This is a genomic window from Pseudomonas flavocrustae (genome assembly GCF_029872515.1).
GTDB lineage: Bacteria > Pseudomonadota > Gammaproteobacteria > Pseudomonadales > Pseudomonadaceae > Chryseomonas > Chryseomonas aestiva.
The window spans coordinates 1-16,667 of the sequence record NZ_JAPDIQ010000010.1 but is presented as its reverse complement, the minus strand read 5'-3'; the positions used below and the strand labels follow the sequence as shown (position 1 = coordinate 16,667).

General features: G+C 70.1%; 18 protein-coding genes. 17 read left to right on the top strand and 1 reads right to left on the bottom strand.

All coding sequences use genetic code 11. The features are described from left to right. The 17 genes from OMP44_RS19880 (at position 1) to OMP44_RS19800 (ending at position 15,302) form a co-directional block, all read left to right on the top strand. Positions 1-573: a COG4648 family protein gene (locus tag OMP44_RS19880; RefSeq protein ID WP_133862228.1), complete on the top strand. Its 573-nt coding sequence runs from the start codon at positions 1-3 to the stop codon at positions 571-573. Beyond that, on the top strand, positions 570-2,216 hold the full coding sequence (locus OMP44_RS19875) for an ApeI family dehydratase (RefSeq protein WP_280310682.1): 1,647 nt from the start codon (positions 570-572) through the stop codon (positions 2,214-2,216). The genes OMP44_RS19880 and OMP44_RS19875 overlap by 4 nt, the downstream gene beginning before the upstream one ends. Further along, positions 2,213-2,950, top strand: a complete 738-nt coding sequence (locus OMP44_RS19870) for a glycosyltransferase family 2 protein (protein WP_280310680.1) — start codon at positions 2,213-2,215, stop codon at positions 2,948-2,950. The genes OMP44_RS19875 and OMP44_RS19870 overlap by 4 nt, the downstream gene beginning before the upstream one ends. Beyond that, a complete protein-coding gene (locus OMP44_RS19865) occupies positions 2,947-3,867 on the top strand; it encodes a lysophospholipid acyltransferase family protein (RefSeq protein WP_187981074.1) in 921 nt (306 codons plus the stop codon). Before OMP44_RS19870 ends, OMP44_RS19865 begins: the two co-directional genes overlap by 4 nt. Then, positions 3,857-5,383, top strand: a complete 1,527-nt coding sequence (locus tag OMP44_RS19860; RefSeq protein WP_187981073.1) for an HAL/PAL/TAL family ammonia-lyase — start codon at positions 3,857-3,859, stop codon at positions 5,381-5,383. Before OMP44_RS19865 ends, OMP44_RS19860 begins: the two co-directional genes overlap by 11 nt. Beyond that, on the top strand, positions 5,376-5,810 hold the full coding sequence (locus tag OMP44_RS19855; protein WP_187981072.1) for an acyl-CoA thioesterase: 435 nt from the start codon (positions 5,376-5,378) through the stop codon (positions 5,808-5,810). The genes OMP44_RS19860 and OMP44_RS19855 overlap by 8 nt, the downstream gene beginning before the upstream one ends. Further along, positions 5,798-6,382, top strand: coding sequence for an outer membrane lipoprotein carrier protein LolA (locus OMP44_RS19850; RefSeq protein WP_280310676.1), 585 nt, complete (start codon positions 5,798-5,800; stop codon positions 6,380-6,382). Before OMP44_RS19855 ends, OMP44_RS19850 begins: the two co-directional genes overlap by 13 nt. Then, positions 6,379-8,703 carry an MMPL family transporter gene (locus tag OMP44_RS19845; protein WP_280310674.1) on the top strand — a complete coding sequence of 775 codons (2,325 nt, stop codon included), beginning with the start codon at positions 6,379-6,381 and terminating at the stop codon, positions 8,701-8,703. Before OMP44_RS19850 ends, OMP44_RS19845 begins: the two co-directional genes overlap by 4 nt. Further along, a complete protein-coding gene (locus tag OMP44_RS19840) occupies positions 8,696-9,943 on the top strand; it encodes an NAD(P)/FAD-dependent oxidoreductase (RefSeq protein WP_093257486.1) in 1,248 nt (415 codons plus the stop codon). Before OMP44_RS19845 ends, OMP44_RS19840 begins: the two co-directional genes overlap by 8 nt. Next, positions 9,940-10,440, top strand: a complete 501-nt coding sequence (locus OMP44_RS19835) for a hypothetical protein (protein WP_280310670.1) — start codon at positions 9,940-9,942, stop codon at positions 10,438-10,440. Before OMP44_RS19840 ends, OMP44_RS19835 begins: the two co-directional genes overlap by 4 nt. Next, positions 10,437-11,621: a beta-ketoacyl-[acyl-carrier-protein] synthase family protein gene (locus tag OMP44_RS19830; RefSeq protein WP_280310668.1), complete on the top strand. Its 1,185-nt coding sequence runs from the start codon at positions 10,437-10,439 to the stop codon at positions 11,619-11,621. The genes OMP44_RS19835 and OMP44_RS19830 overlap by 4 nt, the downstream gene beginning before the upstream one ends. Further along, the gene (locus tag OMP44_RS19825) at positions 11,618-12,067 is read left to right on the top strand and encodes a hotdog family protein (RefSeq protein ID WP_280310666.1); all 450 of its coding nucleotides are present in this window, start codon (positions 11,618-11,620) and stop codon (positions 12,065-12,067) included. The genes OMP44_RS19830 and OMP44_RS19825 overlap by 4 nt, the downstream gene beginning before the upstream one ends. After that, on the top strand, positions 12,064-12,801 hold the full coding sequence (gene fabG / locus OMP44_RS19820; protein ID WP_208693989.1) for a 3-oxoacyl-ACP reductase FabG: 738 nt from the start codon (positions 12,064-12,066) through the stop codon (positions 12,799-12,801). Before OMP44_RS19825 ends, fabG begins: the two co-directional genes overlap by 4 nt. Further along, positions 12,801-14,033, top strand: a complete 1,233-nt coding sequence (locus OMP44_RS19815) for a beta-ketoacyl-ACP synthase (protein WP_273862459.1) — start codon at positions 12,801-12,803, stop codon at positions 14,031-14,033. Before fabG ends, OMP44_RS19815 begins: the two co-directional genes overlap by 1 nt. Positions 14,034-14,056: 23 nt before the next feature. Continuing rightward, positions 14,057-14,455: a hypothetical protein gene (locus OMP44_RS19810; RefSeq protein WP_133862242.1), complete on the top strand. Its 399-nt coding sequence runs from the start codon at positions 14,057-14,059 to the stop codon at positions 14,453-14,455. 101 nt (positions 14,456-14,556) lie between these two features. Beyond that, on the top strand, positions 14,557-15,006 hold the full coding sequence (locus OMP44_RS19805; protein WP_158894320.1) for an excinuclease: 450 nt from the start codon (positions 14,557-14,559) through the stop codon (positions 15,004-15,006). Positions 15,007-15,065: 59 nt separating this feature from the next. Continuing rightward, positions 15,066-15,302, top strand: a complete 237-nt coding sequence (locus OMP44_RS19800; RefSeq protein ID WP_133862244.1) for a hypothetical protein — start codon at positions 15,066-15,068, stop codon at positions 15,300-15,302. Positions 15,303-15,911: 609 nt separating this feature from the next. Here OMP44_RS19800 and OMP44_RS19795 read toward each other — a convergent pair. Then, positions 15,912-16,667, bottom strand: a 756-nt coding sequence (locus tag OMP44_RS19795) for a threonine ammonia-lyase (RefSeq protein WP_488803455.1), incomplete at its 5' end; no start/stop codon positions are given.

Below are 16,667 nucleotides of genomic sequence, written 5' to 3'. Positions count from 1 at the left end.
ATGAGTGCCCTGCCTTCCCGCTCCCCCCTGGGCCTGGTCGCCAGTGCCCTGCTGCTCCTGCTCGGCCTGGCCTACCCCTTCGCCGTCTACTTCGGCCTGCAGCACCTTTCGCCGCGCCTGTTCGCCGCCGGCCTCGGCGCCCTCTGGGGCCTGCGCCTGCTGCAACCCGGCCTCAACGGCCTGCAGCGCGGCACCGCCCTGGTCGCCCTGGGCTTCTGCCTGCTGCTGGCCCTGAGCGACGCCGCCGTGCTGCTGCGCTGGTATCCGGTGCTGCTCAGCCTCTTCCTGCTGGCGGTATTCGGCCTGAGCCTGCTGCGCGGCCAGCCGCTGATTGAGCGCCTGGCGCGGCTGCGCGAACCCGAGCTGCCACCCCGTGCGGTGCGCTATACCCGCCGGGTGACCCAGGTCTGGTGCCTGTTCTTTCTGTTCAATGCGCTCACCGCCGCCGCCCTGGCGCTCTGGGCGCCGCTGGCCTGGTGGACGCTCTATACCGGCGTCATCGCCTATGGCCTGATGGGCCTGCTGTTCGCCGGTGAATGGCTGGTCCGCCAGCGCGTGCGGAGGCTGTCATGACGTTCACCCCTCTCGCCGACCTGCTGGGCGCCGCGAGCCCGCTGGATGCGGCCCTCAAGCAGCGCGCCCTGAGCCTGGCGGCGGCCTTCCAGACCGCTGGCCTCAAGCGCCTGGCGCTGCATCTGGACGATGCCGAGGACCTGGCCTGCGCCCTGCTCGGTGCCTGGCGCGCCGGCATCGAGGTGATCCTGCCGGCCGACGTCCAGCCCGCAACCCGTGCTCGGCTGATGCCTACGCTCGATGCCTGGCTCGACGATCTTGCCGGCTGGACCGCTGCCGAGCCCCTGGCGCCCGCCGCGCTCGACCTCCAGGCACCGCTGTTGACCCTGAGCACCTCGGGCTCCAGTGGCGAACCCAAACTGATCGCCAAGCAGCTGTTCCAGCTGGCCAACGAGGTCGCTGCCCTGGAGCGGCTGTGGGGTGGCTCTCTTGGCGACGCGACCCTCCTTGGCAGCGTCTCCACCCAGCACATCTATGGCCTGCTGTTTCGCGTGCTCTGGCCGCTCTGCGCCGGTCGCCCCTTCGCCCGCCAGGCGCTGCCCTTCACCGAGGAACTGCAGCGCGAGACCGCCGCTCTGCTGCGCGAAGGTCGCCGTGTGGTGTGGATCAGCAGCCCGGCGCTGCTCAAGCGCCTGGGCGAGAACCTCGACGACGCCATCCTCGCTCAGGTGGTACGGGTGTTTTCCTCTGGCGGCGTGCTGCCGGAAGCGGCGGCGACGGCCTGCCAGGTCCGTTTCGGCCAGTACCCCACCGAGGTCTATGGCAGCTCCGAGACCGGCGGCATCGCCTGGCGCCAGGGCCCGCAGCCCTGGCAGGCCTTCGCTGACCTGAAGCTGGGCCAGGACGCTGACGGCGCCCTCTGGCTGACCTCGCCCTATCTGCCCCAGGGCGTGCGCGAGCAGACCATGGACGGCGTCCGCCTGCTGGATGACGGTCGCTTCGAACTGCTCGGGCGCCTGGATCGCATCGTCAAACTGGAAGAGAAGCGCATCGCCTTGCCGGCACTGGAAGCGCGCCTGCTCGACCATCCCGCCGTCGCCGACGTCCGCCTGGGCGTGGTGCAGCAGGGTCGCGCCCTGCTCGGCGCCCTGGTCGCCCTGAGCGAACACGGCCTGCACCAGCTGCGCAATGGCGGTCGCCGCGCCCTGGTGGCCGAGTTGCGCGAACACCTGGTCGGCCATTGCGAGGCCATCGCCCTGCCACGCCGCTGGCGCCTGCTGCTGGCGCTGCCCTACAGCGCCCAGGGCAAGCTGGCCCAGGCCGAAGTAGAACGCCTGCTGGCCCAGCCACGGCCAGTGGAGATCGAACCGCTCGACGTCGAGCGGACCGCGGACGGCTGGCGGCTGGAGCTGGAAGTCGCCCCGGACCTGGCGTTCTTTTCCGGCCACTTCCCCACGGCGCCGGTGGTGCCCGGGGTGGTGCAGGTCGGCTGGGCCCAGCGCCTGGCCCGCCAGCACCTGGATCTGCCCGCGGACTTCGCCGGGATGGAGGTGCTGAAATTCCAGCAGTTGCTGCGCCCCGGTGACCGGGTGACCCTGACCTTCCACTTCGACGCCACCCGCAGCAAGCTGCACTTCGCCTTTCGCCAGGGCACCGCGGCCTGCTCTTCCGGGCGCATCCTGCTCAAGGAGGCGCAGCCATGAGCTTTCGGGCCTGCGCGGTGATCCCGGTGTTCGACCATGAGCACGCCCTGCCGCTGGTGGTCCAGGCGCTGCGCCAGCGCGCCCTGCCCTGCGTGCTGGTGGACGACGCCTCCAGCCCCGCCTGCGCCCAGGTGATGGACGAGCTGGCGACCCAGCCCGACGTCCATCTGCTGCGCCTGCCGGTCAACCAGGGCAAGGGCGGCGCGGTGATGGCCGGACTCGCCGAGGCGCAGCGGCTGGGCTTCAGCCATGCCCTGCAGGTGGACGCCGACGGCCAGCACGACCTGGCCGACGTGGCCGCCTTTCTCGCCGAGGCCCAGACCTATCCCGAGGCGCTGATCTGCGGCTATCCGCAATTCGACGACTCGGTGCCCAGGGGTCGGCTCTATGCCCGCTACCTCACCCATGTCTGGGTGTGGATCAACAGCCTGTCGCTGGCGATCCGCGACAGTATGTGCGGCTTTCGCGTCTATCCGCTGGCGCCGACCCTGGCGGTGATCCGCGCCGGCGGCCTGGGCAAGCGCATGGATTTCGACCCGGAGATCCTGGTGCGCCTGGCCTGGCGCGAGCAGCCCATGCGCTGGCGGCCGACCCGGGTGCACTATCCGCTGGATGGCCGGTCGCACTTTCGCCTCTGGCAGGACAACGTGCTGATCTCGCGCATGCACACCCGGCTGTTCTTCGGCATGCTGCTGCGCGCGCCGCGCCTGCTCTGGCGCCGGGTGCGCGCGTGAGCGGCCACTGGGCGCAGCAGCGCGAGCGTGGCAGCCCCCTGCTGATGCGCCTCACCGCCTGGCTGGCACGGCACCTGGGCCGCCGCGCCATCGCCCCGCTGCTGCGGCTGATCGTGCTGTACTTCTTCCTGTTCGGCGCCCGCGCCCGCCGTGGCATCCGCGACTACCAGCAGCGCCTGGCCCGCTGGAGCGGTCGTCCCGACCTGCAGCCCAGCTGGCGCAGCGGCTACGCCCAGTTCATGGCCTTCGCCGAAGCCCTGCTGGACAAGCTCGATGCCTGGAACGGCCGTCTCGGCCTGGATCAGGTGCAACTGCACGATCCGGATCAGGTGCACAGCCGCATGCACGCGCCGCGCGGCGAGATCCTGGTCACCGCCCACCTGGGCAACCTCGAAGTCTGTCGCGCCCTGGCCCAGCTGGGGCGGCGGGTGCGCCTCAATGTGCTGGTGCACACCCGCCATGCCGAAGCCTTCAATCGCCTGCTGGAGGAAGCCGGCGCCAGTGATCTGCGGCTGATCCAGGTCAGCGAGCTGGACCCGGCGGTGATGCTGCAGCTCAGCGAGCGCCTGGAGCGCGGCGAATGGCTGGCCATCGCCGGTGACCGGGTGCCGCTGCACGGCGGCCGGACCGTCGAGGTGGATTTCCTCGGCGCCCCGGCGCCCTTCCCCCAGGGCCCCTGGCTGCTGGCGCACCTGCTGCGCTGCCCGACCAACCTGCTGTTCTGCCTGCGCGAAGCCGACGGCTACCACCTCTATCTGGAAGACTTCGCCCCGGCCCCGGCCTGGCGTCGCCAGGAGCGCGCCGCCGGCATCCAGGGTCTGGCCCAGGCCTATGCCGAGCGCCTTGCCGCCCATTGCCTCAAGGCGCCGCGGCAGTGGTTCAACTTCTACCCCTTCTGGAGTCGCGATGAACGCTAGTGTTCGCTTTGGTAGCCAAGCCCTCGCCATCGAAGACCTGGTCGCCCTGGCCGAGGGCCGGGCCCAGGCCGAATTGCAGGACGACGCCGCCTTTCGCGACGGCATCGCCCGCGGTGCCCGCTTCGTCGAGTCGCTGCTGGCCCGCGAGGGCTCGGTCTACGGCATCACCACCGGCTATGGCGACTCCTGCGTGGTCGCCGTGCCCCTGGCCCAGGTCGAGGCGCTGCCGCGTCAGCTCTATACCTTCCACGGCTGCGGCCTGGGTCGCCATCTGGATGCGGCGGCGACCCGCGCGGTACTGGCAGCGCGGCTGCAGTCGCTGTGCCAGGGCGTCTCCGGGGTGCGCGTCGAGTTGCTCGAACGCCTCACCGCCTTCCTGCGCGAAGACATCCTGCCGCTGATCCCCGAAGAGGGTTCGGTGGGCGCCAGCGGCGATCTCACCCCGCTGTCCTATGTGGCCGCCGCCCTCTGCGGCGAGCGCCAGGTGCTCTGGCGCAATGAGCTACGGGAAGCGGCGGACGTCCATGCCGAGCTGGGCTGGACGCCGCTGGTGCTCAGACCCAAGGAAGCCCTGGCGCTGATGAACGGCACCGCGGTGATGACCGGCCTGGCCTGCCTGGCCTTCTCCCGCGCCGAGTACCTGCTGCGCCTGGCAACCCGCATCACCGCGCTCAATGTGGTGGCCCTGGCCGGCAACCCCGAGCACTTCGACCAGCGCCTGTTCGCCGCCAAGCCCCATCCGGGCCAGGGCCAGGTGGCCGCCTGGCTGCGCGCGGATCTGGCCGCAGAGGGTCCGGCCGCGCCCCTGCACCGCCTGCAGGACAGATATTCGCTGCGCTGCGCGCCCCATGTGCTGGGGGTACTGGCCGACAGCCTGCCCTGGCTGCGCCAGTTCATCGAGACCGAACTCAACAGCGCCAACGACAATCCGCTGATCGACGCCGAAGACGAGCGGGTGCTGCACGGCGGCCACTTCTATGGCGGCCATATCGCCTGCGCCATGGACAGTCTCAAGACCCTGGTGGCCAACGTCGCCGACCTGCTCGACCGCCAGCTCGCTCTCTTGGTGGATGCGCGCTATAACCACGGCCTGCCGGGCAATCTCTCCGGCGCCCCGGCCGCGCGGGCCATGCTCAACCATGGTTTCAAGGCGGTGCAGATCGGCGCCAGCGCCTGGACCGCCGAGGCGCTCAAGGGCACCCTGCCGGCCAGCGTCTTCTCCCGTTCCACCGAATGCCACAACCAGGACAAGGTCAGCATGGGCACCATCGCCGCCCGCGATGCCCTGCGCGTGCTGGAGCTCACCGAGCAGGTGGCCGCCGCCACCCTGCTGGCCGCCCAGCAGGGCGTCTGGCTCAGGTGCGAGCAGGGCGGGCAACCGCCCGCACCCCTGGCCGCCATGCACCGCGCGCTGGGCGAGACCTTCCCGCCGCTGATCGAAGACCGTGCCCTGGAAGCCGAATTGCGCCAGACCCTGACCCTGATTCGCGCCCGCCACTGGAGGCTCTATGCGTAAGACCGGTGCCCTGCAGGTCGAGGTGGAGATGCAGATCCCCTTCTTCGACGTCGACATGATGGAAATCGCCTGGCACGGCCATTATGTGAAGTACCTGGAGGTGGCGCGCTGCGCGCTGCTCGACCGCCTTGACCATAACTACCTGCAGATGCGCGACTCCGGCTATGGCTGGCCGGTGATCGACCTGCAGATCCGCTACATCCGCCCCCTGCTGTTTCAGCAGCGCGTGCGGGTAAAGGCCGATCTGGTGGAGTGGGAGAACCGCCTCAAGCTTAACTACCTGATCAGCGATGCCGCCACCGGCGAGCGCCTGACCCGCGCCAGCACCGTGCAGGTCGCCGTGGACCTGGCCAGCCGCGAGATGCAGCTGGCCTCGCCCAGGGTCTTCATCGACGCCGTGGAGAGGGCCCTGGCATGCGCACGCTGATCGCTCTGCTATTCATCCTGGCCGCGCCCCTGGCCCAGGCCTTCGATCTCGACGACCTGGCCGCCCAGCTGGCGCGCCCCGCGGCGGTCGCGGGCAGCTTCGTCCAGCAGCGCTATCTGCGCGCCCTGCCGCAGCCGCTGACCAGCAGCGGTCACTTCACCCTGGCCCGCGGCCTGGGCCTGCTCTGGCGGCTGGAAAAGCCGCTGGCGCAGACCTATCGCATCACCCCCGGCGCCATCGCCAAGCAGACGCCGACGGGCTGGACGCCCCTGCCCGGCAGCGACCTGGCCGCGCGCCAGAGCGCGCTGTTCCTGGCCGTGCTCGGCGGTGATCGCAGCGGCCTGGAACGCGGCTTCGAGCTGGCCCTGACCGGCGACGCCAACCACTGGCAGCTGCGCCTGACGCCGCGCGGCGCCCTGCTCAAGCAGGTGTTCGACGCCATCCTCATCCAGGGCGGCGCCCTGGTCGAACAGGTGGAGATCCGCGAGACCCAGGGCGACCGCAGCCTGCTCAAGCTGGACGGCCAGCCTGGCGACACCCTGAGCGCCGAGCAGCGCGCGGTCTTCCAGTGACCCGGCTGCAGCGCCCCTTCCTGCTGTTCCTGCTCGCCCTGCTGGCGCTCAGCGCCTGGCAGTGGCGGCAGGGTCCGCCGGTGGCCGCCGACCTGCTGGCGCTGCTGCCCCAGGGCGCCGGTGATGCCCTCACCCTGCAGGCCGAGGCGCGCATGACCGAGCCGCTCAATCGCGAGGTCCTGCTGCTGGTCGGCCATCCCCAGCGTGAGCGACTGCCGGCCCTGACCGAGCGCCTGGGCCAGGCCTGGTCGCGGGAGCCGCTGTTCGAGAAGGTGCAGTGGCAACTCACGCCGGACCTGCCCGGTCTGCGCCAGCAACTCCTGGCCAGTCGCCTGGCGTTGGCACCAGGGCCGGCGCGCGACGAGTTGCTCAAGACGCCCGACAGCTATCTACAGGCCCGCGCCGCGGCCCTCTTTGATCCCTTCGCCGGCGCCGGCGCCCTGCCCCTGGAGCAGGACTGGTTCGGCCTCGGCCTGCTGCTGCAGCGCCAGCTCACCCCGGCCAGCAAGGTGCAATTCGACGCCGGCAGCGGCCTGCTGCTGACCCAGGGCGACGGCCTGACCTGGGCCCTGATCCGCGCACGTACCCGCGCCGATGCCTTCGACTTCGATGCCCCGCCCCGGGTGGAAGCCCTGATCGAGGCCGCCCGCCGTGAGGTGGTCGCGGAGGGCGGTCAGCTACTCGCCGCCAGCGGCCTGAGATACGCCGCCGCCGGCCAGGCCACCGCCAGTCGCGAGATGTCGCTGATCGGCGGCCTGGCCACCCTTGGCACCCTGGCCCTGCTGCTGGGGCTGTTCCGCCGCTGGCGGGTACTGCTCAGCCTGCTGGCGGTGGGCGTGGCGCTCCTGGCCGGCAGCGCCGCCTGCGTGCTGCTGTTCGGCCAGATCAACGCCCTCACCCTGATCCTCGGTGCCAGCCTGACCGGGGTGGCCGCCGACTATCCGCTGCACTACCTGAGCAAGAGCTGGAAGGGCGGCCCCTGGAATGCCACGGCCATCCTGCGCGAGACGCTGCCGGGATTGTCCCTGAGCCTGGCGACCAATCTGCTGGGCTACCTGGCGCTGGCCTGCACGCCCTTTCCGGCGCTGACCCAGGTGGCGGCGTTTTCCGCCGCCGGCCTGATCGGCGCCTACCTCACCACCGTCTGCCTCTTGCCGGCCTGGTGGCAGCGTCTGGACCTGGCACCGCCCGCCGCGCCGCTGCGGCTGATGCAGCGCCTGCTCGACCTGCGGCTGCGCCTGCTGGCGCGTACCGGCAGCCTGCCGCTGCTGCTGGCGCTGCTGGCCTTTTGCGGCGCGGGCGTCTGGCAACTGCACCTGCAGAACGATCTGCGCCTCTGGCTTGGCCAAGACCCGGCACTGACCCGCGAAGCCCAGGCCATCGCCCGCCTTACCGGGCTGCAACCCACCAGCCAGTTCTTCCTGGTGCGCGGGGCGGATGCCGATGAGGTGCTGCGCCGCCAGGCTGCCCTGGGGCAGCGCCTGGATAGCCTGGTCAGTCAGGGTCAGCTGCAGGGCTATCGCGCCCTCAGTGGTCTGGTCGCCCCTGCCGCAGCCCAGGCCGAATTGCGCCAGGCCCTGGCCGGTTGGGGCGAGCGCCTGCAACCCCTGCTGGCGGTAGGCATACCGGCCGAGGCGCTGGACGCCGAACTCAAGCTATTGCAGCAGCTACCCGACCTGAGTCTCGACCAGGCCCTGGCCGGCCCGCTGGGCGAGCCCTGGCGACCGCTCTGGCTGGGCCGCACGGCCGACGGCAACGCAGCCGGCCTGGTCAGCCTGCAAGGGCTGGGCAACGCCCAGGTGCTGCAGACGGTGGCCGAGGGTTTGCCCGGGGTGCAGCTGGTGGATCGCCTCGGCGAATTGCGCGGACTGTTCCTTCATACCCAGCGCCTGGCGGTGGAACTCAAGCTGCTGGCCTCGGGGGCCATCTTCCTCCTACTGCTCTGGGCCTTCGGTCGCCGCGCGGCGCTACGCATCGTCTGCCTGCCACTGCTGGCGGCCCTCGCGGCCCTGGCCTGCCTGGGCTGGCTGGGCCAGCCGCTGACCCTGTTCAGCCTCTTCGCCCTGCTGCTCATCACCGCCATCGGCGTGGACTACGCCATCCTCATGCACGAGGCCATCGGCGGCGCGGCGGTCAGTCTGCTCGGCGGCCTGCTGTCCGGCGTCGGCAGCTGGCTGTCGTTCGGTCTGCTGATGCTCAGCAGCACCCCGGCCATCGCCAACTTCGGCCTGGCCATCAGCCTGGGGCTGGTATTCAGCTTCCTGCTGGCGCCTTGGGCTTCGCCCCCCGTCTCCCACGAAAAGGACCTTCGTCATGGTTGAACATCACCCCCTGGTCGTCATCGGTGCCGGCCCGGCCGGCGCCGTGGTCGCCGCCCTGCTCAAGCGTCGCGGCCATCCGGTGCTGGTGCTGGAAGCCCAGCACTTTCCGCGCTTTTCCATCGGCGAGAGCCTGCTCTCCCACAGCCTGGACTTCGTCGAGGAAGCCGGGATGCTGCCGGCGGTCGAGGCCGCCGGTTTCCAGACCAAGGTCGGCGCCGCCTTCGCCTGGGGCGAGCGCTACACCGACTTCGACTTTCGCGACACTTATAGCGGTGGCCGCAGCACCTTCCAGGTCCAGCGCGGCCCCTTCGACAAGATCCTCGCCGATGACGCCGCGCGCCAGGGCGTGGCGATCCGCTACGGCCAGCGGGTGACCGCCGTGACCCTGGGCGAAGGCGGTGAAAGGACCCGGATCGAGGTGCTGGGCGACGACGGCCAGGCCTATGCGCTGACCACCGACTTCCTGCTCGACGCTAGCGGCTACGGGCGGGTGCTGCCACGCCTGCTGGACCTGGAAGCCCCTTCGGACTTCCCGGTGCGTCGCGCCCTCTTCACCCATGTCGAGGATCGCATCGACGATCCCGGCTTCGACCGCGAACGCATCCTCATCACCACCCATCCGACCCTGCGCGACGTCTGGTTCTGGACCATTCCGTTCAGCGATGGCCGCACCTCGCTCGGGGTGGTGGCCGCCGCCGAGCGCTATGCCGGACGCGCCCCCGATCTCGCCACCTGTCTGCGCGACTGGGTGGCCGAGACCCCGAGCCTGGCCCGGGTGCTGCACAATGCGGTCTGGGATACCCCGGTGCGCGAACTGGGCGGCTATGCGGCCAACGTCAAGCGCCTGCACGGCCCTGGCTTCGCCCTGCTGGGCAACGCCGCCGAATTCCTCGATCCGGTGTTTTCCTCGGGCGTCACCATCGCCCTGCGCTCGGCCAGCCTGGCTGCGCCCCTGGTGGATCGCCAGCTGCGTGGCGAGGCGGTGGACTGGGAGGGCGAATTCGCCCGACCGCTCAAGGCGGGCGTCGATACGTTCCGTGCCTATGTGGAGGGCTGGTACGATGGCAGCTTCCAGGACGTCATCTATTTCGAGAACGCCGATCCCGAGATCCGCCGCATGATCTGCGCCATTCTCGCCGGCTACGCCTGGGACCTTCGCAACCCCTTCGTCAAGGAGCCCAAGCGGCGCCTGCGCCTGCTTGTCGAGCTCTGCCAGCTGAATTCGGCCCATCCTGCATGACCCTGCCCCGTCCGTTCGTCTTCGCGCTGGCCTGCCTGCTGCTGCTCGCCGCCTGCGCCAGCCAGCCGCCACTGCCCAGCAATCCGCCCCCGCTGGCGCGCGCCCTCGTCTACCAGGTGGAGCGTCAGACCGCCGAGGGCAATGACGCCCTGCTGCTGGCCATCCAGCCGGAAGGTCAGGCCCTGCGCTTTTCGCTGTTCGATCCCCTGGGCGTGCCCCAGGCGCGCCAGCGGCTGCTCGACGGCGCCTGGCACGCCGACGGCCTGCTGCCGCCCAATCCCCGGGCGCGCACCTTCTTCAGCGTGCTGCTGTTCGCCCTGACCCCGACCGACCAGTTGCCGCGGGCCTATGCCGCGGGCGACTGGCACAGGGACGCCGACGGCAGTCGCCGCCTCAAGGACTGGCAGGTGCGCTACCCCGCTGCCGAGCGCCTGGAGCTGGAGGCGCCGGACGGGTCGCGCTATCGCCTGACCCTGCTGCCGGAGTCCGCGCCTTGAGCGCCTACCTGAACGCCCTGGGGCTGCTCTGCGCCCTGGGCCAGGGCAAGGCCGAGGTGGCGCGCGGTCTGTTCGCCGGCGACACGGCGGGCATGCAGCCCACCCCGGGCTGGATTCCCGAGCGCCAGCCACCGGTGGGCACCGTCAGCGCCCCGCTGCCGGCCTGGCCAGCGGCCTGGACGCCCTATTTCAGTCGCAACAACCAGCTCCTGCTGGCGGCCCTGGCCGAGATCGAGCCCCAGGTGCGCCAGGCCATCGAGCGCCATGGCCCCGCCCGCATCGGCGTGGTGCTGGGCACCAGCACCTCGGGCATTCACGAGGCCAGTCAGGGCATCGCCGTGCACCAGCGCAGCGGTCAGCTGCCCGAGGGCTATCAGTACGCCCAGCAGGAACTGGTGGCGCCGGCGGATTTCCTCGCCCGCTACCTGGGCCTGAGCGGCCCCTGCTACGGCCTGTCCACCGCCTGCACCAGCAGCGCCCGCGCCCTGCTCAGCGCCCGTCGGCTACTGGTCCAGGGCCATTGCGATGCCGTGCTCTGCGGGGGTGTCGACAGCCTCTGCGGCCTGACCCTGAACGGCTTCGCCGCCCTCGAAGCGGTCAGCGAGTCGCTGTGCAATCCCTTCTCGGTCAATCGTTGCGGCATCAACATCGGCGAGGGCGCGGCGCTGTTCCTGCTGACCCGCGAACCCGGTCCCATCGCCCTCCTCGGCGGCGGCGCCAGTTCCGATGCCCACCATATCTCCGCCCCCGATCCCAGCGGTCGCGGCGCCGTCCAGGCCATGCAGGCGGCGCTGCGCACCAGCGGTCTGGAGCCGGGCGACATCGGCTATCTCAACCTGCACGGCACCGCCACGCCACATAATGACGCCATGGAAAGCCACGCCACCCATGAGGTATTCCCGGCCGGGGTGCCCTGCTCCTCGACCAAGCCGCTGACCGGCCATACCCTCGGCGCCGCCGGCGCCCTGGAAGCCGCCTTCGCCTGGCTGACCCTGGACCCGCTGCTCAATCCCGCCGGCCAGCTGCCACCGCAGCGCTGGGACGGGCAGGCCGATCCGGCCCTGCCACGCCTGGCGCTGGCCCACGCCGACAGTCGCCTGGACGGTCGTCGCCATGCCATGAGCAACAGCTTCGCCTTTGGCGGCAGCAACGTCAGCCTCATCCTCGGAGCCACGCCATGATCCCCTGGCCCCTTGCCGAGCTGGTGCCCCACGCCGGCGACATGCTGCTGATCGACGAGATCCTCGCCTGCGACGAGGGCGGCATCGAGACCCGCCTGGTGGTCAGGCCTGGTCTCTTCACCGATGCCGCGGGCGCCCTGCCGGCCTGGATCGGCGTGGAGCTGATGGCCCAGAGCGTGGCCGCCTTCGCTGGCTGCCAGGCGCGCCGCCGTGGCGAGGCCCCGGCCCTGGGTTTCCTGCTCGGCACCCGCCAGTTCGCCTGCGACGTGCCGGCCTTTCCCGCCGGCGGTGAGTTGCGCATCCAGGCCCGGCCGGCACTGCAGAACGACGATGGCATGGCCATCTTCGACTGCCACCTGCAGGGTCCTGGCTGCCAGGCCAGCGCCCGCCTGAACGTCTATCGTCCGCCCCGGGCGGATCTGTACCTAGAGGAGCCCGCGCCATGAGCGTCGCCCCCGCTCCGGTCCTGGTGACCGGTTCCAGCCGCGGCCTGGGCCGCGCCATCGCCCTGCGCCTGGCCGCGGCCGGGCACGACCTGGTGCTGCACTGCCGCAGCCGTCGCGAGGACGCCGAGGCCGTCCGTGTCGAGGTGGAGGCCCTGGGCCGCACGGCCCGGGTGCTGCAATTCGACGTCGGCGATCGCGCTGCCTGCGCGGCCATCCTCGAGGCCGATACCGAGGCCCACGGCGGCTACTACGGGGTGGTCTGCAACGCCGGCCTGACCCGCGACGGCGCCTTTCCGGCGCTGACCGGGGAAGACTGGGACGTGGTCCTGCGCACCAATCTCGACGGTTTCTACAATGTCCTGCACCCGGTGGTCATGCCGATGATCCGCCGCCGCGCGCCAGGGCGCATCGTCTGCATCACCTCGGTCTCCGGACTGATCGGCAATCGCGGCCAGGTCAACTACAGCGCCTCCAAGGCGGGGCTGATCGGTGCCGCCAAGGCCCTGGCCGTGGAGCTGGCCAAGCGCAGGATCACCGTCAACTGCGTGGCCCCGGGGCTGATCGACACCGAGATTCTCGATGAGCACGTACCGGTGGACAAGATCCTCGAAATGATTCCCGCCGGGCGCATGGGCACCCCCGAGGAGGTGGCCCACGCCGTGGCCTTCCTGCTCGCCCCCGAAGCCGGCTACATCACCCGCCAGGTGCTGGCGGTCAACGGAGGACTGTGCTGATGAACGGCCGCCGCGTCGTGATCACCGGGATGGCCGGCGTCACCGCCCTGGGCAGTGACTGGCCGACCATCCGCGACCATTTTCTCGCCGGCCACAGCGGCATCCGCCGCATGGACGCCTGGGATCGCTACACCGAGATGAACACCCGCCTGGGTGGACCCATCGTCGACTTCCAGGTGCCCGGCCACTGGACGCGCAAGCAACTGCGCAGCATGGGCCGCGTCTCCCAGCTGGCGGTGGCCGCCGGCGAGCGCGCCCTGGCCGATGCCGGGCTGCTGGACGACGCCCGCATCACCGACGGCCGCATGGGCGTGGCCTGCGGTTCCTCCACCGGCAGCACCGACGACATCAAGGCGCTGGCCAACATGCTGCTCAGCGACGCCGCGGTGGGCCTCAATGCCAACACCTATGTGCGCATGATGCCGCACACGGCGGCCGCCAACCTGAGTCTGTTCTTTGGCCTCAAGGGCCGGCTGATCCCCACCTCCAGCGCCTGCACCAGCGGCAGCCAGGGCATCGGCTACGCCTACGAGGCCATCAAGTTCGGCCGTCTGCCGCTGATGCTGGCGGGCGGCGCCGAAGAACTCTGCCCCAGCGAGGCCATGGTCTTCGACACCCTCTATGCCACCAGCCTGCGCAACGACGCCCCCCACACCTCGCCGCGTCCCTACGACCGCGGACGCGACGGCCTGGTGATCGGCGAAGGCGCCGGCATCCTGGTGCTGGAAGAGCTGGAGCACGCCCTGGCGCGCGGCGCGCACATCCACGCCGAGATCGTCGGCTTCGGCAGCAACGCCGACGGCCAGCATTCCACCCGCCCCGAGCAGGCCACCATGCAGCGCGCCATGGAGCTGGCCCTGGAAGACGCCGGGCTGAGGCCGGAGGCCATCGGCTACGTCAACGGTCACGGCACCGCCACCGAACAGGGCGACATCGCCGAGACCCGCGCCACCCAGGCGCTGTTCGGCGCCCGCATGCCCATCAGCTCGCAGAAGAGCTACCTGGGCCATACCCTCGGTGCCTGCGGCGCCCTGGAATCCTGGTTCAGCATCGCCATGATGAACGAGGAGCTGTTCGTGCCGACGCTCAACCTCGATGACCTGGACCCCCAGTGCGGCGAGCTGGACTATCTGCGTGACGGACCGCGGACCCTGCGTACCGATCACGTGATGAACAACAATTTCGCCTTTGGCGGGGTCAACACCTCGCTGATCTTCCGTCGCTGGTCCTGATGGCCATAGCCCGAGGTACTCCCATGTTGCGTCGCCTGCTGCTCGTCTCCGCGCTGCTGTTCCTGGCGGCCTGCACCCGCGCGCCCCTGGTGACGCCCCAGGAGGTCTTTCCCGCCGACCGCACGGAGAACGCCGCCGATGTCCGCCGCGCCATCGTCGACACCCTCGAACGCCGTGGCTGGAGCGTCGGCCAGGAGAGCCCCGGCCTGGTGGTCGCCAGCATCGTGGTGCGCGATCGCCACCAGGCCTGGGTCGATATCCCCTACAGCACCAAGGGCTACCAGATCCGCTACCGCGACAGCGCCGGCCTCGACTACGACGGCGAACGCATCCATCGCAACTACAACAAATGGGTCCAGCTGCTCGACGCCGACATCCGCCGGCAATTGCAGTTGCCCGCCCCCGCAGCCGACGCGGAATGACCGCCCGTGGCCTGCGCGATAGCGCAGAACGCCGCTCTCCAGGCTGACGGCGCGGACGTTCTGGGTTAAACAGTCATCCCCACCACCACAAGGAAGTCGCCATGCGTACCCTAGCCTCCACCCTCGCCCTTACCCTGAGCCTCGCCACCCTGCTGCCCAGCGCCGCCCAGGCCCGCGACACCACCCTGCAACTGCCCTTCGCCGAAGTCGTCCAGGAAGCCCTGGCCGCCAAGCGTCTGGATGGCAGCGTGAAGTTCTACCTGGCCGGCAACCCGGTGCCGGGCAAGGCCACGGTGGTCAACTCCAGCATCACCACCAACCAGAAGACCAACGCCTTCAACAAGACCGACGAGGTCGCCTGCCGCTGGGTGCTGCAATCGGCGCTGATCCGCCTGCAGGAAGCGGCCAAGGCCGCCGGTGCCAATGCGGTCACCGACATCACCAGCTACTACAAGAAGAACGAGTGGAGCGATCCCACCCGCTACGAGTGCCACGCCGGCGCCCTCATGGCCGGTGTCGCCCTCAAGGGCAAGCTGGTCATCCTCAAGTAGCTCGGAACGGCGGTGCGGCCGGGTGGGTCTTTCTAGAGACCTACCTAGAGGCCGCCGCCATGCCCACGTTTCGCGTCCACTACCGCAAGGACGGCGAGTCCCGCCAGCTCGACCTCGAGCATCCGCAGGCCAGTCTCGCCCCGCACGAAGCCGCCCTGGCGGTGCTGGAACAGCTGCGCGCCGACGCCGAGAACAGCCTGGCGCTGCCGCCCGCCGATGCCCCCGCCGCGGCCATCCTGCGCCAGGCGGAGGTGCATGGACTGACGGATATCCAAGTGGAGCCGCTGGCTTCGTAGGTTGGTGTCGAGCGTCTGGCGCGTGGTCATCCTCACCCAACCCTCTCCCGCAGGGAGAAGGGGCGGTTGGGCTCCGCAGCGCGTAGCGCGGAAAACCGCGCAGCGTTTTCCACTTTTTGCGCCAAATACCAATCGCGGCCATGGGCCGCTCCTACAGGCTTGACCGTAGGAGCGGCCCATGGCCGCGATCAATTGCGCTTACCCGTAGCGTGGAAAACGGCGCAGCCTTTTCCACAGACGAGCTGCGGTGCCAACGGTGGATAAGGCTGCGCCGTTATCCACCCTACCCGTAGCTTGGCGCTGGGCGCCGCAAAGTCCAGCAGGTGGCACCTTCCGGTATGGGGCTACCCTCACCCCAGCCCTCTCCCACAGGGAGAGGGGGCGGTCTGGTCCAGCGTGGGCTTGTGGGCGCATCGCGACCATGGCAGTTCGCCGCTGCGGCCGCTCCTACAACAGCGTCATTCCCTGTAGGAGCGGCCCATGGCCGCGATCATCGCCGTAGCGTGGAAAACGGCGCAGCCTTTTCCACTGAGGGGCTCCGGTGCCAACGGTGGACAAGGCTGCGCCGTTGTCCACCCTACCTGCAGCGAAGCCCAACACCGCCAGATCTCAGCCCAGGAACAACCGGTACGCCGGATTCTCGGTCTCGTCCCAGTAGCGATAGCCGATGGCATCCAGCGTCGCCAGCAGCTCCGGCCGTTCGGCCTGGCTGGCTTCCAGCCCGGCGAACACCCGGCCGTCCGCCGCGCCGTGGTTGCGGTAGTGGAACATGCTGATGTTCCAGCGTCCGCCCAGCTTTTCGAGGAAGTCGAACAGTGCGCCCGGTCGCTCGGGGAATTCGAAACGGAACACCTGCTCCTGGCCCACCCGCGCGGCATGACCGCCCACGGTATGGCGGATATGCAGCTTGGCCAGTTCGTTGTCGGTCAGGTCCAGCACCGGAAAACCCTGGTCGCGCAGCCCCTGCAGCAGGTCCTCGCGCGGATCGCGCTGGGGATGGGTCTGGACGCCAACGAAGATATGGGCCTCTTCGCCGGTGTGGTAGCGGTAGTTGAATTCGGTGATCTGCCGCCGGCCCAGGGCTTCGCAGAAGGCCCGGAAGCTCCCTGGCCGCTCGGGAATGGTCACGGCGATGATGGCTTCGCGCTGCTCGCCCAGTTCGGCGCGTTCGGCCACATGGCGCAAGCGGTCGAAGTTGATGTTGGCACCGGAATCGATGGCCACCAGCACCTGGCCGCCGGAGCCCGCGCGCTCGGCGTACTTCTTGATCCCGGCCACGCCCAGGGCGCCCGAGGGCTCGGTGATGGAGCGGGTGTCGTCGTAGATGTCCTTGATCGCCGCGCAGATCTCGTCCGAGCTGACGGT